24 protein-coding genes are annotated in these 23,297 nt (G+C 38.4%); 23 read left to right on the top strand and 1 reads right to left on the bottom strand.

Features of this window, described 5'->3' with window-relative positions:
* Positions 1 to 31: 31 nt before the first annotated feature.
* Positions 32 to 976: an alpha/beta fold hydrolase gene (locus KZZ04_RS00815; protein WP_219421424.1), complete on the top strand. Its 945-nt coding sequence runs from the start codon at positions 32 to 34 to the stop codon at positions 974 to 976.
* Between the two features lie 127 nt (positions 977 to 1,103).
* The gene (locus tag KZZ04_RS00810; RefSeq protein ID WP_219421422.1) at positions 1,104 to 2,192 is read left to right on the top strand and encodes a polysaccharide lyase family 7 protein; all 1,089 of its coding nucleotides are present in this window, start codon (positions 1,104 to 1,106) and stop codon (positions 2,190 to 2,192) included.
* Here KZZ04_RS00810 and KZZ04_RS00805 read toward each other — a convergent pair.
* On the bottom strand, positions 2,182 to 2,586 hold the full coding sequence (locus tag KZZ04_RS00805) for an NUDIX hydrolase (protein WP_219421420.1): 405 nt from the start codon (positions 2,584 to 2,586) through the stop codon (positions 2,182 to 2,184). The two genes, KZZ04_RS00810 and KZZ04_RS00805, sit on opposite strands and share 11 nt — an antisense overlap.
* A gap of 181 nt (positions 2,587 to 2,767) precedes the next feature.
* On the opposite strand from KZZ04_RS00805, the gene KZZ04_RS00800 reads away from it, so the two are divergent.
* The 21 genes from KZZ04_RS00800 (at position 2,768) to KZZ04_RS00715 (ending at position 23,261) form a co-directional block, all read left to right on the top strand.
* Positions 2,768 to 4,651: a propionyl-CoA synthetase gene (locus KZZ04_RS00800; protein WP_219421417.1), complete on the top strand. Its 1,884-nt coding sequence runs from the start codon at positions 2,768 to 2,770 to the stop codon at positions 4,649 to 4,651.
* 140 nt (positions 4,652 to 4,791) lie between these two features.
* Entirely contained in the window at positions 4,792 to 5,082 is a 291-nt protein-coding gene (locus KZZ04_RS21140; protein ID WP_235591389.1) for a hypothetical protein, read from the top strand.
* Positions 5,083 to 5,088: 6 nt separating this feature from the next.
* Positions 5,089 to 5,520: an alpha/beta fold hydrolase gene (locus tag KZZ04_RS21400; RefSeq protein ID WP_368735880.1), complete on the top strand. Its 432-nt coding sequence runs from the start codon at positions 5,089 to 5,091 to the stop codon at positions 5,518 to 5,520.
* Positions 5,521 to 5,559: 39 nt separating this feature from the next.
* Positions 5,560 to 5,739: a hypothetical protein gene (locus KZZ04_RS21130; RefSeq protein WP_257903498.1), complete on the top strand. Its 180-nt coding sequence runs from the start codon at positions 5,560 to 5,562 to the stop codon at positions 5,737 to 5,739.
* 445 nt (positions 5,740 to 6,184) lie between these two features.
* On the top strand, positions 6,185 to 6,877 hold the full coding sequence (locus KZZ04_RS00790) for a hypothetical protein (RefSeq protein WP_257903497.1): 693 nt from the start codon (positions 6,185 to 6,187) through the stop codon (positions 6,875 to 6,877).
* Positions 6,878 to 7,081: 204 nt separating this feature from the next.
* On the top strand, positions 7,082 to 9,826 hold the full coding sequence (locus tag KZZ04_RS00785) for an Ig-like domain-containing protein (RefSeq protein ID WP_219421414.1): 2,745 nt from the start codon (positions 7,082 to 7,084) through the stop codon (positions 9,824 to 9,826).
* Positions 9,827 to 9,839: 13 nt separating this feature from the next.
* Entirely contained in the window at positions 9,840 to 12,518 is a 2,679-nt protein-coding gene (locus KZZ04_RS00780; protein ID WP_219421412.1) for a TonB-dependent receptor plug domain-containing protein, read from the top strand.
* Positions 12,511 to 13,581, top strand: a complete 1,071-nt coding sequence (locus KZZ04_RS00775; RefSeq protein ID WP_219421410.1) for a cytochrome-c peroxidase — start codon at positions 12,511 to 12,513, stop codon at positions 13,579 to 13,581. Before KZZ04_RS00780 ends, KZZ04_RS00775 begins: the two co-directional genes overlap by 8 nt.
* 177 nt (positions 13,582 to 13,758) lie before the next feature.
* Positions 13,759 to 14,838 (top strand): methyl-accepting chemotaxis protein, encoded by a 1,080-nt coding sequence (locus tag KZZ04_RS00770; protein ID WP_219421408.1) that lies wholly within the window; start codon positions 13,759 to 13,761, stop codon positions 14,836 to 14,838.
* A gap of 276 nt (positions 14,839 to 15,114) precedes the next feature.
* On the top strand, positions 15,115 to 15,876 hold the full coding sequence (locus tag KZZ04_RS00765) for a DUF6515 family protein (protein ID WP_058403132.1): 762 nt from the start codon (positions 15,115 to 15,117) through the stop codon (positions 15,874 to 15,876).
* Positions 15,877 to 16,102: 226 nt separating this feature from the next.
* A complete protein-coding gene (locus tag KZZ04_RS00760) occupies positions 16,103 to 16,882 on the top strand; it encodes a DUF2189 domain-containing protein (RefSeq protein WP_219421406.1) in 780 nt (259 codons plus the stop codon).
* A gap of 202 nt (positions 16,883 to 17,084) precedes the next feature.
* Positions 17,085 to 17,447: a DUF2237 family protein gene (locus KZZ04_RS00755; RefSeq protein WP_058403134.1), complete on the top strand. Its 363-nt coding sequence runs from the start codon at positions 17,085 to 17,087 to the stop codon at positions 17,445 to 17,447.
* A gap of 243 nt (positions 17,448 to 17,690) precedes the next feature.
* Positions 17,691 to 18,206, top strand: coding sequence for a DNA starvation/stationary phase protection protein Dps (gene dps / locus KZZ04_RS00750; RefSeq protein ID WP_058403135.1), 516 nt, complete (start codon positions 17,691 to 17,693; stop codon positions 18,204 to 18,206).
* Between the two features lie 163 nt (positions 18,207 to 18,369).
* On the top strand, positions 18,370 to 19,161 hold the full coding sequence (locus KZZ04_RS00745) for a hypothetical protein (protein WP_219421404.1): 792 nt from the start codon (positions 18,370 to 18,372) through the stop codon (positions 19,159 to 19,161).
* A 111-nt stretch (positions 19,162 to 19,272) separates the two neighbouring features.
* The gene (locus tag KZZ04_RS21120) at positions 19,273 to 19,680 is read left to right on the top strand and encodes a hypothetical protein (protein ID WP_257903496.1); all 408 of its coding nucleotides are present in this window, start codon (positions 19,273 to 19,275) and stop codon (positions 19,678 to 19,680) included.
* A complete protein-coding gene (locus KZZ04_RS21115; protein WP_257903495.1) occupies positions 19,681 to 19,980 on the top strand; it encodes a hypothetical protein in 300 nt (99 codons plus the stop codon).
* Entirely contained in the window at positions 19,980 to 20,465 is a 486-nt protein-coding gene (locus KZZ04_RS00735) for an RNA polymerase sigma factor (RefSeq protein WP_219421403.1), read from the top strand. Before KZZ04_RS21115 ends, KZZ04_RS00735 begins: the two co-directional genes overlap by 1 nt.
* Before the next feature lie 5 nt (positions 20,466 to 20,470).
* Positions 20,471 to 21,025: a hypothetical protein gene (locus KZZ04_RS00730; RefSeq protein ID WP_219421402.1), complete on the top strand. Its 555-nt coding sequence runs from the start codon at positions 20,471 to 20,473 to the stop codon at positions 21,023 to 21,025.
* A gap of 529 nt (positions 21,026 to 21,554) precedes the next feature.
* Complete coding sequence (locus tag KZZ04_RS00725) at positions 21,555 to 22,235, top strand: CsgG/HfaB family protein (protein ID WP_058403139.1); 681 nt, start codon at positions 21,555 to 21,557, stop codon at positions 22,233 to 22,235.
* Positions 22,235 to 22,582: a DUF4810 domain-containing protein gene (locus KZZ04_RS00720; protein ID WP_219421401.1), complete on the top strand. Its 348-nt coding sequence runs from the start codon at positions 22,235 to 22,237 to the stop codon at positions 22,580 to 22,582. Before KZZ04_RS00725 ends, KZZ04_RS00720 begins: the two co-directional genes overlap by 1 nt.
* Position 22,583: 1 nt before the next feature.
* On the top strand, positions 22,584 to 23,261 hold the full coding sequence (locus KZZ04_RS00715; RefSeq protein WP_058550769.1) for a DUF799 domain-containing protein: 678 nt from the start codon (positions 22,584 to 22,586) through the stop codon (positions 23,259 to 23,261).
* The last annotated feature ends 36 nt before the right edge of the window (positions 23,262 to 23,297 follow it).

The raw sequence follows: 23,297 nt of genomic DNA, 5'->3' as shown, positions 1-23,297 counted from the left end.
AATTTAGCAAAGCTAACTACACCTCTTGGCTATGCGCACAATTAAAACACCACACGGTATAACGCTTCATTATCAAGACGAAGGCAATAAAAAATCTCCGCCAATCATTCTAATAATGGGGCTTGGCGCTCAAATGACCGTATGGCCAGACACGTTATATTATGGTTTAGTTAAAAACGGTTTTAGGGTAATTCGATTTGATAATCGCGATAGTGGTCTGTCAACTCATTGTGATCACGCACCGCCTGCAAGTTTATTTAAATCGTGGTTAAGTAAACGGCTCTCCATCCCGACTAAAACTCCCTACTTACTCGATGATATGGCAAACGATGTTTTAGCACTTATGTGCGCACTTAAAATAAAAAAAGCCCACTTTGTTGGCGCATCTATGGGTGGGATGATTGCCCAGTTAATCGCAGCGCAACATAAAAAAAAGGTACTCAGTTTAACAACAATTATGTCGAGCTCTAGCCTACCAAGGCTTAGTGCTAAGAGCATTGGTGTATTTATAAAACTAGCAAAATTAAGGCCTAAAACGCAAAATCTTGATGAAGCAATAAATTACAACATTAAGCTGAACCAACTAATTGGCAGCCCTGCTTACCCTCAAACAGAAGACACACTTCGCCACCATGCAACGCAAATAGTTAAGCGTTCATACAATCCCAATGGTTATAAACGCCAATTAGTTGCTATGGCCGCAAGTAAAAACAGGCAACATTTAATACGTAAAATTAAAACCCCAACACTCGTAATTCATGGCAGTGACGATGTGGTTATTCCGCTTAATGCAGGTAAAAATACAGCCGCACTTATAAAAAAGGCCAAGCTAAGAGTGGTCCCTGGTATGGGCCATAATTTTGCCCCTGAGCTAATGCCTAAAATGACAAAGTGGCTAACTAAGCACATAAAAAAAGCGCAGCGTAAACACTTAAATAAAAAGCGCAAAAAACAGCAAAAAAACACATTGGTATAACCAATAACCTTATTCGAAATAATAAAAACCAAAAATTGGTAATGTTGATATTTTAAATTGGTATGTTAAATTAAAGCTAAGCGAAGTTAATATCGTTTACTTTTAAAATCATCACACAGAGACAACCATGAAAAAATACACATCTACTTTTAAACTCACAGTACTTGCCGCTGTTACTCCTTTATTATTTATGGGCTGCGCTAGTACAAATACTAAAGTTGAAAATAATGCAGCAGTCCCAGCGTCAAAATTTGATTTATCGCAATGGAAAATAAACGTACCGGTCGATTTAAACAACGATGGAAAAATAGATACAATCGACGTTGAAGAAATTCAAACTTACACTCACCCTGATTTTTTCTATCTTGATGAGCAAGGTTATATGGTATTTACCTCGCCAAATAAAGCACTTACCAGCGCCAACTCTACCAATACACGTAGTGAATTAAGACAAATGATCCGCGGGTCAAATACCAAAATTAAAACAAAAAACTCAAAAAATAATTTTGCATTGGCTGTACATCCCCTTTCAGATCGTTTTGGCTCAGTAGGCGGAAAAATGGAAGCCACGTTGAAAGTTGATCATGTAGCACTTCGGGCCACAGATCCTAATAAAAAAGCAGCTTACTCTGTTGTTGTTGGGCAAATTCATGCAGGTAAAGACCAAGCATTAATTGATACAAAACTGGGTTATGGGTGGGGCAACGAACCGCTAAAAATTTACTATAAAAAATGGCCCGGTCATAAAACAGGCTCCGTTTTTTGGAACTACGAACGTAACCTCCCAAAAACAGATCCTAACCGTACAGACATTACCTACCCAGTATGGGGAAACACGTGGGAAAACCCAAATGATCCAGTGGATATGGGAATAGCGCTTAGCGAAGATTTTAGCTACACCGTGAACGTGCATGGTAATGTAATGCACCTAACCTTTACCGCACAGGGTAAAAAAGACGTTAATTACTCAATTAACTTAGGGAACAATGTTGATGCATATGGCAAGGTGGATTATAAAGATCATCCACATGGTTATGCTGCCGACTGGCACTATTTTAAAGCCGGTGCTTATAACCAATGTAGCACTAAATCATCTAAAGGTATTTGGTACCCTGGCTGCTTAGGTACAGGCGAATGGGCACTCGACAAGCAAAATGGCGATTACGCACAAGTGAGCTTTAAAAAATTAGTATTAAGCCCATCAACTAAACCGTGAGAGTTGCTGTAGCTAAGTAATTTTTAAGTGATGTAAACAGTGGCGAAGGTAAATTATTAATATCACACCAGCGCCACTGAATACATTTATCAGGCTCGTTAAGAGTTGGCTCACCACCTTCATACTCTGCTTTTACATATAATGTAATGTAGTGTTTATTTTCAGCACTGAAAATATCGTTAGTAAAATCAAGCTTAGTTATTTTACTTACATTTAACCCTGTTTCCTCACATACCTCGCGTATTGCACATTGCTCAACTGCCTCGCCAAACTCTAAATGCCCGCCGGGTGTTGCCCATGTATTTGCACCATGTGCACCAATACGCTCACCTAATAAAATAGTGTTTTGGCGCATAATAATAACCGCCACGCCTACTCTCACTTCGTTACTCATACAATTAACCCTTTACAAATATAAGGCAATGCTGAGCCCCGCGTCTTTATTTGTCAAACTTACTGCAACGCATACTAACCATGTGATTAACTTTTAGCCGACCAAGGTCGAATAGCCTACACGGATAAAAAAGCCTACCTTTTGTAAGGTCTCTCACACATATTAGTTTTAGGAGCCAGTTATGCCAGGCCTTTATAACCAGCAATACACTACCTTTAAGCAAAATCCAGCTCAGTTTTGGCTTGAACAAAGCAAAAGCATACCGTGGTATAAAACGCCAAAACAAGCCTACACAAAAGATAACGACGGCCTTTATCATTGGTTTAGTGATGGACAACTAAATACCAGCTTTTTAGCCCTAGACCAGCATATTATTGCAGGCTTTGGCGAACAAACTGCACTGATTTACGACTCACCTGTCACCAATACAAAGCAAATTTATACTTACAACCAACTACAACATCAAGTGGCTAAGTTTGCGGGCGTAATGAAATCATACGGTGTACAAAAAGGTGACCGCGTAGTGATTTACATGCCTATGATCCCACAAGCTGTTATTGGTATGTTAGCTTGTGCTCGCTTGGGCGCTATACACTCAGTGGTGTTTGGCGGCTTTGCTGCGCACGAACTAGCTGTGCGAATCGACGATGCTAAACCTAAACTGATACTTAGTGCTTCTTGCGGTGTAGAGGTCGATAGCATCATTGAATACAAACCACTGATTGATAACGCCATAGAACTTGCCAATCACAAAATAAATCACTGTATTATTTACCAGCGTGAACAGGTCACTGCAACCATGGTGAAAGTGCGCGATATAGATTGGACGCATGCCATGCAAACAGCACAAGCAGCCGACCCAATACCAGTAAATGGTGACGACCCGCTTTATATTTTATATACATCAGGTACAACAGGTACTCCCAAAGGCGTTGTGCGTGAAAATGGCGGGCACGCCGTTGCAATGAACTACAGCATGAAAACGGTTTATGGTATGGAGCCTGGAGAGGTGTTTTGGGCGGCATCAGATATTGGCTGGGTAGTCGGGCACTCTTATATTGTGTATGCACCATTAATGTACCGATGTGCAACCGTTTTGTATGAAGGAAAACCTGTTCGCACTCCCGATGCCAGAGCTTTCTGGCGTGTAGTTGAAGAATATAAAGTGAGTGCGTTATTTAGCGCACCCACTGCATTTAGAGCTATTAAAAAAGAAGATCCTAATGCTGAAGGCTTTAAAAAATATGATACCTCTAGCTTAAAACGGTTATTTTTAGCAGGCGAACGCCTCGATCCACCCACTTATCAATGGCTAAAAGAGAAAACTCAACTTCCGGTACTCGATCATTGGTGGCAAACCGAAACAGGCTGGGCGATTGCCTGTAATCCAGTAGGAATAGAAACATTAACAACCAAACCAGGCAGCTCAACCGTACCAACACCCGGGTTTGATGTTCGTATACTCGACATGAACGGTAATGAATGCGCCGCTAACGAACAAGGGGCTGTAGTTATAAAGCTTCCTTTACCGCCCGGATGCTTACCCACTATTTGGCAAGATAAAGCCCGATTTAAAGCCAGTTATTTAAGTGAATACAAGGGCTACTACCTCTCTGGCGATGGCGGTTATATAGATGAAGACGGCTACTTATTCATAATGGGCCGCACTGATGACGTTATAAATGTTGCAGGCCACAGGCTTTCTACCGGCGAAATGGAAGAAATTGTAGCGGCTCATCCTGCGGTTGCTGAATGCGCTGTATTTGGTGTAAACGATCCACTAAAAGGCCAGCTTCCAATGGGCATGATTGTACTTAAAAATGACTTCACAGGGTCAAGCCAAGAAGTCGAAAAAGCACTTGTTGCCTCCGTACGTAATCAAATTGGCGCCATTGCATGTTTAAAAAATATAGTTAGCGTAGAGCGCTTACCTAAAACTCGTTCCGGAAAAATACTACGTAAAAATTTGCGCCAACTCATCGATGGCGACGAACTACAAATCCCTTCAACCATAGACGACGCGAGTATTTTTGAAGAAATAAATCAACAACTTACTATGCGTTAGTCCAACCAAACAAAGCCACTTTATAATTAATAAAAAAGTGGCTTTTACATTTACGCCCCCCTAACCAGTGCATACGTATTCACATTGAATTAACAATGATAGATTGTAATAGTGTACTTTTTGTATGCTAAGGCGCCACCATGAAATTAATTGCTTTACTGTTTAGCTTATCAATATTTGTAGTGCATACCTGCTATGCAAGCACAGCTAACGTGCAAGTAAGCAAAGGCCACATTGAAGTAATCGACAATATAGAATCACAGTTTGTAAAAAACCGTTTTTTAAATGTTTGGCTACCACCAGGTTACAACAAAAACACCAACTACGATGTGCTCTACATGCACGATGGCCGCATGCTATTTGATGCCAACAGCACATGGAACAAGCAAGAATGGCGCGTAGATGAAGTAGCTGGCACATTAATAGAGTAAGGCAAAGTGCGTCCGTTTATTGTGTTCGGCATTCCAAACGCCGTAGAAAACCGCCACAGCGAATACTACCCACAAAAACCGTTTGAGGCCCTAAGCAAGCAAAAGCAAAGCGCCCTTTCCCAGTTAGAAAAATACCCAGGCCATAAACTATTTGCCTCTAACGTATACTCAGATAACTACTCACGTTTTTTAGTTAAAGAAGTTATTCCTTACATTGAGTCTAACTACAACGTAAAAAAAGGCGCGCAGTACCGTTATATTGGTGGCTCTAGCATGGGTGGGCTTATATCGTGGTACACACTACTTAATTACCCTAACGAATTTGCGGGTGCTATTAGTATGTCGACCCATTGGCCAGGTATTTTTAGCCACGACGACGAAGTATTTGCACAATTTAAACAGTACATTGCCAACAACATCGCAAAGCTAAGTAACTAAAAGGTTTATTTTGATTATGGCGACAGCACCTTAGATGCCATGTACCCTAAGTTACAAGCGCAAATTGATGATTTATTTATGGCGCATAAATACCCAGCAAAGTTATGGCAAAGCCAATACTTCCCAGGGGAAGATCATACCGAAAACGCGTGGTCAAAACGCCTACATATTCCGCTTGAGTTTATGTTTAGAAAAACCAAGCAAGCTACCGTCGAATAATCATTTATACCAATATGCTTAATTAAGTGATCTATTTTGAGGATGGAAAACCGTGGTGATAGCTAGGCAAAAAATTGGCTATTTAGTTGTTCTCGGCAATTGCTCATGCATTGCTCTACCTTCTGCATCCATACAGTCGTAAATGAGAGTTTTTTAACGCAGATAGCGACACGTTTAGCCCCTCAAAATGATTAAGTATTATTGCAGATTGGTATTATAAGGAATACGCCCTACTAATAATCATAAAAAGCGGCTTAACGTTCACTACGTAAAGCCGCTTTTTAAAATAAACCATTTAACTGTGCCTAATTTACATCATTACAGATAGTTTATTAGGGCAAAGTTAAGAGTGGTCAAAAGGTGTTAACTACTTTAGCCAAATTAGTATTTGCCACGTTTAGCCAAATTACGTAGCCTTTGGCAAAAATACTCACTTAAAACTCATATGCATAAATTAATTTTTACCCTTTTTTTAATACTCCCCACGTTATTGCAGGCTCAAGTAACCTTAAGTGATAAAACCATTATATACAGTGGCGAAATCAATAAACAAAATAACAATACAGCAGCTGAGATTTTAAAAATCAACCCCACAATTAATACCTTTACTATTACCAGCGGCGGCGGAAATATTGACTTAGGAATGGATTTAGCCGAACTAATATTGGCTTATAAGTTAACCGTAAATATAAAACAGTTTTGTTTTTCATCGTGTGCTAATTATGTGTTATTTGCCGGGCACCCTACTACAATTGAGCCCAATACAATTATTGGTTGGCATGGTGATGCAGCCTCAGCAAAATGGTTAGATAGCGATATTGACGCCATGGTTAAACATTTAAAAGAGCCGCAAAAAAGCCAAAAGTGGCAAACTTTACGTGCTCATTACGATGAGGTGATAAATAAAGCAAGCCTGCGCGAAAAAGCCTTTTATAAAAAGCTAAATGTAAATCACGATCTACTAACGGTGGGGCTTGGCGCAAGTTTACGCAGCGCAGCCACAAAACAGCGCGCCCGTGGCTGGACGTATTCACCTAAAGTGCTTGAGTATTTCAAAGTTCGCAATATTGATTTTGGTAAATGGCAGCCGCGTTCAGCTAAAAACTTCCCTCTTCTTATTATTAACGATCTTAACTAGATAATTGGTTACATCCCCCCTTATTTTAGTAACGCTCTCTTATTTACAATATAAACCCTGTTAAGCGCAGGGTTTTGCTTTTTAGGCGCACTTTTAACCTCAATTGAATACTCACTATTTATAATACAAATACAAATCACACTTTTAAATCTAATTGATATGCGTTATCATTCGCAACATCATTAACTTTATATATTAACAATAATGAACACGTTTATTAAATATACCCCAATATTATGCGCCCTTGCTTTAGCGGGCTGTGGTGGTGGCTCTGGCAACACAGCTCCACAATTTGCACAACCTAATTTAAATTTTACTGTAAACGAAGACACTTCATTTACTGCTCAAGTAACGGCAACCGACGACGAGGCACTTAGCTACACATTAGCAAACGCGCCAAGTAATGGGACTATAGCGGTAGAAGCAAATGGTGAGTTTACTTACACACCTAATGCCGACTTCTTTGGTAGCGATAGTGCTTCAATTTCAGCTAGCGATGGTTCTCTTAGTTCAAATGTAACGCTTAACTTTACGGTCGAAAATGTTAATGATACGCCGATATTACAAACAACAAACGTATTTGTTACCTCATCATCAACAACAGAGGGGACTATTAATGTAGTTGATGCCGATGGAGATGAAATAACATTTACGCTGGTAACCTCCCCTGAAAATGGTGTAATTACAATAAACGAAAGCACGGGCGAGTTTACCTTTGAAGCGCAAACATTAAGTTCAGTTAATGAAGTGTTCGAAATTAGCTACACCGATGGCGTAATTGATGAACCAATTACGGCCAGCATTACACTAAGCCCTTCTTATGTAACAAATGAAGACAAACGTAATTTTTACTACAGCTCTAGTAAATCACACTTAAAACAAGCCGATATTGTAAACGAAAGCATTAACGATGAAATTTCACGCTATACCGTTTACCAAGCGCAAGCTGCCGCTTATGCACGTGCTGGATTTTTAGATACCGCCGAAGATTATTTATTACTGATTAACGAGCAAACGGCACTGGCTAGTGGCCTACAAGATGTTGCCGTTGCTTTAGATAATATCAACGAAATAGAACAAGGTGCGCAATATCGCTCACGTGCTTTAGCTGCTTACAACCAGTATTTAGCTGAAAAAGGGTTTGAAAATATAAATAGTAGCGATGCGTCTTGGTTACTTGGTTTAGTAAATGACTATATGGATGTTGGCCAAACCGATGAAGCAGAAACCCTGCTAAATACCATTAACAGCTACGCAGAGATTGTACGTGAAGAAGAGTACACAAAAACATATGGTTACTTTCAAACAGCGTTTAAAAATGCAGCCGAAGGTGCATTAGAGGTATATGCTGCCAAACCAACTGATGCCAATCAACTCACAGCACAAACTTTTGCTATTGCGCTAGTAAATATTTCAAGTAACACCGGTTACCAAATTCAAAAAACCGGCGAATTTAAAGGTAAAAAAACACAAAGACTAAAAGCGCTTTATACCGCATGGGCAGCAGAGGTTTTATTTCGCGCAAACTCGCTTGAGCTAGCTCGAGAATACGTAAACCTAGCGCTGTCGTTTTATGGTGTAACGGGCATAGATAGCAACTATGACTTTGCTGCTTCAGAATACACTGAGGCCAATTTAGGTACTTATACCTATCCACTACAAACTCTGGCCGGATTACTTGAAGGCCTTTATGACCTCGAAGAAAATCCTGCGTTTGCCTTACTTTCATCTGATTTTGATATCAGTGGTGCTAATCAAATTATGTATAGCTTTAGCGTAGCTAAAAGCATTATGTCGGGCTCTTCAGTGACCGATGCAGCCGCTGAGGCCTTTACCTTTTTTACTGAGGAAGGTGATTATAACGAATTTTTCAGAAGTTTAGTCGAAACAGACAACAACGCAGGCACAGCGCAAATTTTATATCAGTACGGGTATACCGAACAAGCGAAAGAGGTATTAACGTATGCGGGTGAGTTTATTTCATCTGATGAGTACATAAGTGCAGAGTCATCTGCTTCTTTCTTAGCTGGCTATAAAGGCTGTGGTTTACTAGTCACCATTAGTAGAGAAGTCGGCTCAGATACTGCTGCTGCCGCAAATCGCTGTTTAACCATGTTAAATAAACTAAATACAGGCACATTACGAACTTTAACCGACACTTCTGCAATTACTGTGCATAGCAATGTAATGGTATCACTTGACCGCGCAGGCTTAACTGATGAAATCCCCGCAATAAATACGCAATTACTAAGTAAAATTAGTGCACTAGAAGATATTGAAGACCGATTTGAATACCGCTTAGAAACATTAGGTTATTTAATAAATGCAGGCTTTACCGACTTAGCCTTAACTACATTTAATAATGCAATAGCTGAAGTAAACAAAAGTTTAAGCACATTAACAAGCGACCAACTTCTTGAAGTACTCGAATCACTAAAAAACGAAACAATACTACTTAGTCCGTCTGCAACTGGCTTTTGGGAACGTTACAGCATACTTTCTAGCATGGGGGCTAATGCCGGCAGTATTACTGACTTTGCCAGCACTTACAGTAGTGTGAAAACACAAACCTCAGCACTTCTCGCTGATATTGAAACGCTTATTTTAACACAAGCCGATACTGTCATTATTGATGCCATGGAAGATTTAGTCGAAGCGCATACCTTACTTGGCGAATACGAGCAAGCGACAGCGCTTGTCACTAACGAGGTAAATGGTGAAGCCGACCAACTTGACCTTTACACCACAATGGCTGAATTAATTGCAAGCAAAGATGACTTTAGGGATAACCGTGTTGCCAGTGTTGATACTGATAACGATGGGCTTCCTAACTTCTTCTTAGCAAACGTAACTGATGAAGATATTGCCGCTTCGGGTTTAACAGCCGATGAAGATGCTGATAACGATGGTATTGCTGATAGCGAAGACAGCACTCCAATTGGCAACTAAATAAGAGAAAAAAATGCAGACACGTTATATTTATGCGTGTCTGTTTTTGCTTGCCCATAATTCATATGGTGCGACCGAGCAAAAACAGACTCCTCCCCCACCTGAAGATTGCAGCACACTCACTGATGAAAAAAAAAGTTTATGTGAAGCTATCGAACACATTGAAGTCAAAGGCCAATTTATAGGGATAGAAGTTCCTGAAGTTATTGGTCGTTCGTATTTAGACCGCAGTTTTATTGATGTAACAGCCAAAGGAAATGGCGACATAAATGAGCTAATTGCACTTTTACCAGGCGTACAATTAAGCAATGAGGCGTTCAGCATTGAAAGCCTAGCAGAGATCAGTGCGCCAGAAATATCCATCTCAGGTGCCCAGCCTTGGCAAACAGGTTTTTCACTTGATGGTATGAACTACAATAATCGTATTGATCCCGCCAGTAGTAGCCGCTTAACATCATCAAGCAATGATGTGTCAGGCGGTGTGCAAAGTATGAATGTGAACTCTGATATTGTTGAGTCAATCACTGTGTACGATCATAATATTCCGGCTGAATTTGGTGGTTTTTCTGGCGGTATTGTTGATACCAAAACAAAAGAAACATTTGGCAAAGATAGTTTTAGCTTTACTGTACGCGGTAATCACAGTGATTGGGCTGATTATCATTATATTCAAGCCGACGATGAAACTGAGCAAAGCAGTACAGATGAAGCTGAATTAGAGGCTCCAGTATACGAAAAAATAAGCTATTCATTGAGCGCTAAAAAACAACTTAATAAACGCCACGGTGTAATGTTTAGTTTAAATTACCTTAATAGTGATATAAGTGACTTATCACTGGGGCAAACAAAAACCCAAAGCCGCCGTAACATTAACGCTATATTTAAATATGGTTATAAGAACGGCTGGGTTGATAATTTTACGATAAGTATGATCTATTCTCCCTATGAGGTGAATGGTTTTATTACTGATGCACTTGATAGTGATTATCAGTTAGAAGGTGGCGCTTATGGTAGCGCAATACAATTAAAGCAAGATTTTAAATATGTAACATGGGCAAGTAATTTAAGCTTAAACATAAGTGATAGTAGCCGTGATGGCCCAGCGCATTTTTATAATTGGCTACAAACAAAAGGAAAAGACTGGGGACAATACGCTAACCAAGGCGATGCAGACGAACGCTTTTCACGCCAAGGTGGTTATGGGGCGTTAGATAACCGCCAATTCACCACCAATTGGAAAAATACATTTAACCTAGAAACTTTTAAATTTTTAGGATTAACGCACTCTGTTGTGGCTGGTGCAGAAATTAAATATCAGCAAATAGAGCGTGAGCGTTTTCAAGATGGCTATAACTACAGTTCGCCTGTTATATGGTCTAGTGCTACTACACCCCTTAATTGCAGTGGTTATTCACTTGATTGTCAGGCACTTGAAACTCTCATCCCTATAGAAGAATTAGCTGAGCAATTAGGTGGGGAGATTGACTTTAACAACTCGGAGCACGTCACCGCATACAGTAATAATATAACTACTACTGCGCAATTTTTTAATGGCCGAACTGTTAGCCCTGCTGAATACATAGATGTAAATTTAAATCGCAATGCACTCTACATTACCGACCACATCAAGTACGGTAAACTTGATGTAAATTTAGGCATGCGCTACAGCTATGATGACTTTTTGCAAAACCATGATGTAGCACCGCGAATTTCAATAGGGTACGACGTATTTGATAATCAAAAAACCATTATCAGTGGCGGCCTAAACCGATATTACGACTCTGCCATTATCAGTTATAAAATTAAAGAACAACAAAAATTTTCTTATCTACAATATAGGCCTATCGAAAGTGGCTACTTACAAAGCTGGTTAAATTCAAATTACACTGGCAGCTTTAAATATCGATTTAGTGACGTGGATACCCCTTACGATGATGAGTTTGCACTGGGTATCGCTCACGCATTTGAAACAATGGGTAATATTTCTTTAAAATACGTAAAGCGTAAAAAACATCAGCAGTTTTCTCGCACGACTTCAGACGAAACCGATCTTGATGGGTACACTTATATTGATATTAGTAACGAAGGAACGGGAAGTTCAGAACGTATTTCACTAGCATGGAGCGCACAATTTGGTGCCCATTCTGTATGGGCAAATACGTCGTATGCCGAGAACGAAATATCAAATGACAATTATAATGCAACCGTAGATAACACCCCTCTTGATGAACTCGTTTACTATGTTAATGCAAAAGATGAAGGTTCACTGGTCACATTAAGTCAACTATCTCAGATACGAACTAATTTTGGATCACCTATCAAAGCAGCCTTAGGCTGGAACGTAGATTGGGTCGATTCATTTATCACTGGATTAAATATCTCATATTCAGGTAGCTACGATACAGCTGTAAGTACAGGAGGGAGCGAAAGTATTGATATAGGGGATGTCTGTACTAGCTGCCCAGTTGTTTCCACTCTATTTGATGTTTACCAGGAACAGACTATACGTGCCAGGACAATGCTAAACCTAAGTTTAAAATACAAACATAAACTGACCAATAGCCAAACCTTAGAGTTACGAGCTGATATTTCCAATTTATTAAATAAGAGAACATATACAGTTGCAGAGGGCGCATCAGGTATTGAGCCTGGTCGAGTATTTTGGTTAGAATTGAGCTACAAATATGATTAAAGTTATTTTTGTAGCCCTTGCTGTGTTATTATTTACAGCTGATTCTAAAGCTTTAAACAATGAAGACTTGCGTGCTTTGTATAGCAAAGGCCAAGCACATTGGCCTACTATTCAAACCAGTGATGGCAGAAGCGTTGAGCCCATGTCGCTTTTGCCTGTAGCATCGCCAAAACATGAGCATGTTGCTTTAGGTGACAAGCTTTTTCATGATGTACAGCTCTCGCGTAATAATACCGTTAGCTGCGCTACCTGCCATGAGCGTGATAAAGGCTTTCATGATGGCCGCACAACCGCAGTGGGTATTGATGAGCAAATAGGCACACGTAACACCCCTGCTATTTTTGGTATTGATCAATGGCAAAGCTTTTTTTGGGATGGCCGCGCAAATACTGCAGAGCAGCAAGCACTTATGCCCATAGCAAATCCAATTGAAATGGACCTAGACCCCCAAGTAGCCTTAGCGCGGGTAAATAAAGATAAAAGCTACAATGTATTTATTCAAAGTGCTTTTAACAGTAATACCCTAACTTCAAAGCAAATGGCAAAAGCCTTAGTTGCGTTTGAGCGAACATTAGCCGCGCCAAATAGTCGCTATAAAACGTTTTTAACGCAGCTTAATAAAAACCCACAACACGCAATTAGTAGCTTAAGCGATAGTGAGCTAAATGGCCTGCACCTATTTAGAACTAAAGCTAAATGCATGACCTGCCATAACGGTGCACTACTGAGTGACAATCAATTTCATGGCACTGGGCTGCATTACTATGGTCGACACTTTGAAGATAAAGGCCGCTTTGATGCCACAAATACCCCTGATCACATAGGGCAATTTAGAACCCCCTCTTTACTAGGCTTAATGCAAACATTTCCGTGGATGCACAATGGCTTATTTGAAGATTTAGCAGGCATTGTGAGTATGTATAACCATGGTGGGGCTAGACCAAAGCCACGGAAAAACCAACTAAACGACCCGCATTTCCCTAAAACCACCAACCTGCTTATTAAGCTTAATTTAACCAAGCAAGAACAAGCCGACCTAGTCACATTTTTACGGACTTTATAAAAGCAGCCTTTGAACAAGAATTTTGAATTTAATGATACACGGTGAAAACTAACAGAACATTTTTCACCGTATGGGCTTATTTAAGGAAAACAGTGATGATAAATATAGGCTCAATAAAATTTTACCTCTATAATGATAACTAAATGTAAATTATTATTTAAAAATCAAGGTCTAAATATGTTTGTTTTAAGTTCAACCTACTCGATATTGAAAAACGAAAATGACCAACTAAAAAAAGAAATTGAGAGTTTACGCAATAAAAATACATCGTTAATTAGTGAAAATACATCACTCATTGAAGAGCTTAACAATCCTAATAGTGATGAAGATCATAGTTTCACTCACTCTTTACTATTGAGTTCAATTAATGGTGTTAATCAAATTGATGAAATAAGACAAACCGTACTGGGCTCTTACACCAAAATTGATGAAGAAAACAAAGTAAGCGATAAAATTAATACCCTGCTCGAAAAATCAAATAGTTCACTCAATCATATTGTTAAAGAAATGGATTTAATGACAAACAAAATGGGTAGCATGACTGAAAACATTTCAGGCTTAGCCAGCATGGCTGGAAAAATTAGCACGTTTGTTTCGACCATTAGTAAAATATCTGATCAAACCAATTTACTAGCACTAAATGCTGCTATTGAAGCTGCACGAGCTGGTGAAGCAGGTCGAGGCTTTAGCGTTGTAGCAGACGAAGTAAGAGTATTGGCAACAAACACAAATAAATCGGCGCAAGAAGTAGCTGACCTTGTAAAAGAAATAATCAATAAAACAGACGAAACAGTGGTCTCTGTGGAAGGTATTAAAGAAAATAGTTCGCACTTAAGTGACAATTTTGATGCACTCAATACCGATTACACTTCAATTATTGATTTTTGCAACAATATGAAAAACACAATATCTCAAGCAGCGACCTTGTCATTTATACAAACCGTTAAACTTGACCATGTTGTGTGGAAAGGTGACGTATATGCTGTTGCAAATGGCCAAAGTAATAAATCGATTAATGACTTTAGCGATCACACAATGTGCCGATTAGGTCAGTGGTATAGTTCAGAACAATCTGCTGAATTTAAACACACCAATGCGTTTAAACAATTAGAAAACCCACATAGTGAAGTGCATAAAAATGGTGTTGCGGCTCTGCGCTCTATTCAAAATGGCGATAAAGAATCTGCAATTAAGCATATTCATAAAATGGAAGCTGCCAGCGAACGCGTAATGCATTTACTTGATGAGATTAGTTAACCACAGCTAAACAATAACGAACAAACTATTAAAATCATCTAAATTTTAATAGTTTGGCTCAAAAAGCCAGTCTTTAAATTTATCCTATTCTCTTTATCATCGCATACGCATTATTATTTAAAGCGCCCTGTTTAAAATTGTAATAAACGGTAAGAAACTGTGTGGTCTACGTAAAGCATTGTAAAGGGAACGCCAAAAAGTAAGTAGGTCAGTTAATGTTCAGTTTCAAGGGGTAATATTAAGTCTAGTTATGTAACAACATAAACGAGGCACACTATGAAACTTTCCTTTTTACTACCGGGCATAATTGCCATTGGCGCGCTTTCAAGCCCAGCTATTTCAGCACCCAACGAGCGAGAAAACCATATAAACTATAAGCGCGAAAATCCTAAACGCATTGAATATAAGCGCGATGAACGCCGCTATGAAAAAACGCTACGAATAGAGCAAAAAAAAGAAAAGCGTCAAGACCGCAAAAAAGAAAAAAACAAACAAAAAAAGAAGCAAGACAAGCGTAAACACTTACGTTACGACAACCATAAATATAACTACCTAACTAATAGATATAAACCACGCTATTACAAAGAAAATAAATATATAAGGCACTTACCTAGAAGAAGTACTTCTATCTGGTTTAATGGAATTTCGTTTAGTTTTAATGACGGTATTTATTACCGAAAAGCTAAAAAAGGCTACCATACTGTAATGCCACCTCATGGGCTACGAATTAAAAAGCTTCCAAGGCATTATTCGCGTATTAAGCACCACAAATCCACGTATTATACTTATCAAAATGTTTACTATATTGCTGATAGAGGAGGCTATAAAGTCGTTGATAGACCAATAATACAGCGCAACAAAGCAATTAAAATAGGCAATGCTTACGATTACAGTTTGGGACAAATTTATGATGAGTTACCAACCTCAGCTGAGCCTATTACTATAAATTCTCAGCAGTATTTTAAATACAATGACATTTATTTTTTACCACAAATAAGTGGTGATGAAATAAAGTATTTAGCAATAAGTTTGGGCTGAATATTCTTTAGCTACTTAACCTGCCGCAGGTAAAGTAGCACCTTATTAATATTGATTTGCGTAATCCCCTTGTGCAATTTTTATTATGAAATACCCGCGACTAATAAATATACAGCGTTTATTTAGTGAACAATTTTAATTTTAGCTCCGTATCTATGTTTAATATTTGTAAATAAAGCATTTATGACCTAAACCTAAATAGAGGCTTTATAGAGGAGCTCCACTTATGCCTACAACAAAAACAATTGATAAAAATACCGAATTTGCCCGCTGTATAGAATGCAACAAAGTAGATACGTTCGCTGCTTTTCATTGGTTGGCACTTGCGTTTAAAGATATGACCAGCGCACCATTACTCACTGTGATTTATGGCCTAGTGTTTAGTATTATTCCTGCTGCTATTATTTACTCTGCATTTTTTGCACAAAGCGTATTTGTAATATTACCCGCCACCGTTGCGTTTGTATTAATTGGACCCGCTTTTGCAGCTGGCCTATACGACGTAGCATGGGAACTTGAAAAAGGTCACAAACCAACGTTAAGACATTCACTAAAATCAATGTTTAGAAATCCTGTTGGTGAATGGGGCTTTGCAATATTATTACTTGTAATAATGATAGCATGGATGCGCATTGCCGCTCTTGTTCACGCTTTATACCCTAACTACGCTAACCCAACATTTGAAGAACTGTCAGCATTTTTAACGCTCGGGACAATTGCAGGTGGGGTTTTACTTGTGTCTGTTTTCTCTGTATCGGCTTTCACACCACAAATAATGATGGAAAGACGTGTGGACATAATGACAGCTATAGTTTCATCTATTAACGCCGTGAAAAATAACTTTGCGCCGATGGTTGTTTGGTCAATATGTATTTTTCTGCTGGTTGCGCTTGGGTTTGTAACTGGTGCTGTTGGGTTTATTGTAATTATGCCACTACTTAGCTACGCAAGCTGGCATGCATACATTGCAGTAATCAAAACTAAAAAAGCCAGAAAATACGAATAATAAACAAACTTTAACTTAACTTGTGCCACAATCTAGTTAATCTATCTTGTGGCACAAATCATACTTTTCCACCCTACTCTCCATTAAAGTATCTCGATTTCTTAAAAAGTTGTAATCAAACATCCTTACTTTAGTAGCTATACTTTTTAGTGCCTGATAAGGTTATTGTTATTTTATTAAACACAGTCACTTAAGGCACCTAATGGCAAACCAATTTAACGTTCTCGATACTCGGTTACAGTTATGTTGCGGAAATGGCGGGTATACTCGCGAGGGTTTTTGCTATGTACCGGATTCTGATCGCGGTAATCATAGTGTGTGTGCAGTTATGACCGAGGAATTTTTACAGTTTTCGAAGTCACAAGGTAATGACCTAATAACGCCCAATCCACTTTACGATTTTAAAGGCTTAAAAGCGGGTGATAAGTGGTGTTTATGCGCGATAAGGTGGCTTCATGCGCAACAAGCAAACCTTGCGCCGCCAGTATTACTGGAGGCCACAAATAAGATGTCGCTTGAAGTAATACCGCTTGAGTTATTAAAGGCACATGAATACACCCGTTAAAAATATTTTAGTTTAGTTTCAACAAATCTGTTTGGTCTGCAAATTTTACAAAAAAATGCAGACTTTTCATAACCACCTCATACTGTTAAAAAAACAAATCAAAAAAAACAAAATGCAAACCATTGAATTTAAATAACTTTATTAAATTTAACTTCCGGCATATTGATTGCTTTATATAATTATCACGTATTTATTATGTAAAGGATCTACATAAAAATATTAAATAGTTAAGTAGGAGAAGTTATGAGTAACACAAATAAGCAAGCTAAATTTACTGCACCAGGTATGAGTAATGAATCAGCTGATAAAACTATCGCAGCCCTAGAAAACCGTATGGTTGCACTTATAGACCTTCAATTAACACTAAAACATATTCATTGGAATGTTGTTGGCCCTAATTTTATAGGTGTACATGAAATGCTAGACCCGCAGGTTGAAGCTGTGCGTGAAATGACAGATACAATAGCCGAGCGTATTGCCACTTTAGGCGGCGTACCAGTAGGTACACCTAAGTCAATTGTAGACCGTCGTACATGGAACGAATATTCACTAGGTAAAGGACTTGTTACCGAGCATTTAGGCGCGTTAGATAAGGTGTACAACGGCATTAATGCCGATCACCGTAAAGCCATCGAAACGGTATCAGATTTAGATCCAGTATCTGAAGATATGCTAGTAAGCCAACTTGCTGACCTTGAGCAGTTTCAATGGTTTGTAAGAGCACACATCGAGTCATCTACTGGTGAATTAACGCAATAATGCGTTTATTACGTAAATACCTCAGCCCAGCATTTTTGCTGGGCTTTTTGTTTAAATCATAAAACAAAATATCACTAAGATATTTGAACCGTGCAAGAACTTGCGGCATATGAATCGACCTACTAGTATCAGTAAATAGTTCTTATTATTGGTACAAATTGGCATGCTGAATTTTAAATACCCTAAACAATTTTGGTTTTTTTCTTTAATATTTTTATCAGCCTGTGGCTCAGGCAGCAGTAATACCAAAGTTCCGCAATCAAATACAAGTGTAAGTCTTACTCCAATTACGCAAAACACTACCGAAGATAATTACAACATTATTATTTATGGCAATAGTCACAGCAGTCAGTTAGGGCGGATCATTGAGCATATAATCGAAAACCAATACCCAGATAAATCAGTTCATACAACCACCGTATCGGGACCTTTTTTAGATAATATTGTGAGTATTAGGGCAAATGTGGACAAGCTTAAAAACAACAACCTAAGCCATGCTATTTTTCAAGGCCAAAAATACTCTCAGTCTGGTTTAACAACGTACTCTACCGATGCCGCTGAGCATTTAATTTCATCAGCCAAAACACACAACATTACACCTATTTTATTCCCAGAACATCCACAAAGAGGCAACCCTGAAGAGGGCCTGCGTGTATACGACTTACACTTATCAATAAGCGCTAAACAACCTAGCTGCGTGGCTCCCATTGGCCTTGTTTGGAACAGGTTTTTAGTGTTAATGCCAAATGCAAAACTACATATGGATGATGGTAACCATGCCTCTTACGCAGGCAATGTATTAACAGCCATGACTTTTTCAGAAATAATTACTTCACAACCCGCCGACACCATGAAGTTTGACCCAACTATTAATTTATCTGAGCAAGAACAAGCTTTATTCGGTCAAGTAGTTACTGAGGTACTTGATTTACACCCTGCTTGTGGTGCGAGCTAATCTAAATTTATTTTTATGTTTAAAAATATTTTTTACTTTAATGAAAAATAAAATGTCAGGTTATTCTCATTGTTATCGACTAATAACATAACAATCAAAAGGAGAGTAACAATGAGTACATTAACAGTAAGCTCACTACATAATTTACCCGCTAGTAAAGCTAATAAATGGTTTCAAGACGGTTTTTCACTATTTAAACGCGCACCTGTAAAGCTTTTTTTATTTTTACTGCTTCCTTTAATTATTGAAGGTATTTTTCAAATACTACCCGCCCCTTATGGCATGCTAGCCTCTAAATGGGTCGCCACTTTTGTAGGCAGTAGCGCTGTAATAGTAATTCATCACTTGGCCACTCAAAAAGTATTTTCATTAAAGTCGATTTTTAAAGCTAAAAACTGGCTAAGTATGATTCCGCTTTCAGCAATTTTAGCATCTGCTTTTTTTATTCAGTTATTTGTAGCAAAGCTTTTACTAGGAAATGATGGCATCAATTTACTTTTGTTTTCGCAGCCTACTTAAGTGTCTCAATGGCAACTGGGTATTATTTTTGCGTCGATTATTCCTGTTACACTGCCAGTCAGCTTTGCAAGCTATTGTGTTTTACTAGGTGATAAAAATGTACTGCAAGCATTAAAAAGTAGCCTCAATGCTTTTTTCTATGCGTTTAAACCAATGTGTTTAATTGCGCTGATTTCTTTCTTAAGCCTATTATTAGCTCCTTACACTTTTTTATTAAGTGCAATTATTACGGGTCCTATACTCATGTGTATAAGCCATATTGCTTACAGCAATATATTCATAAAACACAAGGAAGCATAGTGAGTAAAAAGGATCATATTCATGAGGTACTACTGCAATACGCACTTTTAATGGCGCGTATTGCTGCAACACATGAAGCAGACCAAGCACTTAGAGAGGACCTACTGCAAGATATATCATTAACTGTTTGGCATTCAGTAGAAAACTTTAGAGGCGATTCAAGTATGAAGACCTTTATTGCCAAGGTCGCACACAACCGTGCCGTCGATCATGTTTTAAAAGAAACACGTCGCCAAGATCGTCATAATTTAAGCGACCCTTTACTTGACTTGGTTAGTACTGATTCTCACCAACACAGCGATAACACGTATGATTTAATGACAGCGATGAGACGGCTACCATTAAAATTTAGGCAAGTTATTTCTCTTCAATTAGAAGGTTTTAACCAAGCCGAAATAACACATACGCTAGGTATAAACGAAGCGAACGTCGCCAAGCGCGCTAGCCGCGCACGTGTGCAACTTCAAAAGCTAATGGAGCAATAATAATTATGGATCCACTATTAGAACAATGGCAAAAAGACTATAAAAATGCTACTCCAAAACTGGATACTGCCGCACTACTGAGCCAAATTACATCGGCAAGAAAAAAACAATCAATCAAAGCATGGTTCGACTTAGTCGCAGGCACATTTGTTAGCTTATTTTGTATCTATGCATTAATTTTTGAAGCAACTAGTACTCCTGAGCAAGTGTTATACGCAATTTTAACTCCGTTACCAATTGGGTTTTCAATATGGGCATTTCTAAAACGTAAAAAGCTTATTAAATCCAATACCTTAGATTTTAATGCTTTGCTACTTTTTAAAAAGCAGCAGCTTATTAATCAAATAAACTATTGGCGTTTAAACCTTATAGGCTGTTCCATTTTGTGGGCTGCACTTTGCATCACAGCGGCCGTGAGCGTTTTAATGTACAACCACTCAACAATATGGCTTATACAACTAGGTATTGGGACTTTGGTACTCATATTAACGTTAACTCGTTATCTTTATTTAAAGTACCATCTTAAAGGTAAGCTCAATTATATTGATAATTTAGAGTAGCAAAATGTAGATCATTAACACTGTTATTAACCAAATACTAAAAAAGTCCGGCTTATAACTATTAATGAGTGCTAAGCAAGCTAGAGGGTTGATTTAAAAGCTATATTTAAAATTAGCAATGAATGTGAACTCAAAACCCCGTGAATAGTGTAAACAAAGCCATATTTATTAGCACTGTATTGCCTGTAATTATTCTTAGAAACTTTAATTATGTAAATGCAACAATAAACAACTGAAATATGGCATGCCAACATACAATTTCTTACGTGTTTATTTACTTTCAAGCATCAATAGCCAAAGTGTTGTAACTAGAAAACCAGTATTATTATTTTAGTCTTTGCTAATATTTCAGCCTTGAAATATATAAATTTATGTACCTAATAATTATAAAACAACATTGCATTTACATTGTTTTTTGTTTATAAATACACTCGGAATGGACTCTACAAATATTTATTTAGTTGAACTAAGTGTTAATAGTCTGTTTCTAAAATATTTTTGTAATTATTTAAACGGACATAAACACCTTATGCGCATAGTAAAAAGCAACATTAAAACGATTCTAATCTCTGCAATAATGGCATCTACATTAGCTGGATGTGCAACAACATCATCAAAAGTTGTTGAGACCCCTACCGTAGCAAGTTACAACACAACCTATACAGGTACTAAGAGTAAACTTGTAGTAGGTCAATTTGTTAATCGCTCGAGTTTTCAAAATGGTATTTTTTCGTCAGGCCAAGATCGTTTAGGTAACCAAGCCAAAACAACTTTAATGAGCCACTTACAACAAACTAACCGCTTTAGCGTGCTTGATCGCGATAATATGGCAACACTTACTGACGAAGCTAAATTAACAGGTACAAAACAAGTAATTAGCGGTGCTAAATTTGTGGTTACTGGCGATGTGACTGAATTTGGTCGTAAAGCAATCGGCGACCGTCAGCTTTTTGGTTTACTTGGTAAGGGTAAATCACAAATTGCTTACGCTAAAGTAACACTCAATATTGTTGATGTTACCACCTCAGAAGTGGTTTACTCAGTTCAAGGAGCAGGTGAATACAGCTTATCTGAACGTGAAGTTGTTGGGTTTGGTAGCACAGCTTCATACGATGCAACTCTTAATGGAAAAGTGCTCGACTTAGCAATCCGCGAAGTAGTAAATAAACTAGTTACTGGACTTGAATCTGGTCAATGGGGTGATAAGTAATGAAAAAATTAATAACCCTAGCATTAGTCTGTGCAGCGCTTACAGGATGTAACTCAACCAAAGAACCTATTTACTACTATGGTGAGTATAACACCGCAGTTTATGCTTACTTAAAAGCAGAAGATGTTACCCTTGAAGAACAAATTACTATGCTGAAGCAAGTTATTGCTGACGCAGCAAACAAAAGCAAAGCTATTGCACCTGGGCTTCACGCTCATTTAGGTATGCTTTACTTTGAAACAGGTAATGCTGCATTAGGTACAACTCACTTTGAAACTGAAAAGTCACTGTTTCCAGAATCAACCTCATATATCGACTTTCTATTAAAATCTGCGAAAGGTGCCTAATATGTTCAACTTAAAATCACTTACTGCTGCTGCACTTGTTGCATTACTTGCTGGCTGTGTTTCTCCTCCACCAGCCCATGACTATACTGCATTCAAAGAAGCTGACCCGCATTCAATTATTATCTTACCGCCACTTAATAACACACCTGAAGTCATCGCACCTTATAGCGTAATGACACAAATGGTTGCTCCAATTGCAGAATCTGGATTTTATGTTTTTCCGGTAGCTGTAGTTGAACAAACATTTAAAGGTAATGGTCTTACTGTTGCAAGCGACGTACACCAAGTTCCTGTAGATAAACTTCAAAGTATTTTTGGTGCCGATTCTGCACTTTACATAACCGTTGAAGAGTACGGTACAAGCTATGTTGTAATTTCTAGTGAAACGGCTGTTACTGTTTCTGCATCACTTGTTGATTTGCGTACTGGGGTGCAATTATGGCAAGGCAAAGCGCGTGCTTCATCAGCCGAGCAACAAAATAATAGCGGTGGCGGTTTAGTCGGCATGTTAGTTGTGGCTGCAATAAACCAAATTGCAGAAACCATTACAGACAAAGGGTTCGAGATCGCTGCAATTACATCAAATCGTTTATTATCATCAGATACATACAATGGTCTGCTATATGGCCCACGTTCTCCTAGCTATGGCCAGCCCGTACCAAGCGAGAAAAAGAAATAAATAAAGGTCAAAATAATAATAATAAAGAGCCAAATA

Source organism: Pseudoalteromonas sp. CR1 (assembly GCF_019392235.1).
In the GTDB taxonomy this organism is placed as follows: Bacteria; Pseudomonadota; Gammaproteobacteria; order Enterobacterales; family Alteromonadaceae; genus Pseudoalteromonas.
This window is presented reverse-complemented; position numbering and strand designations above follow the sequence as displayed.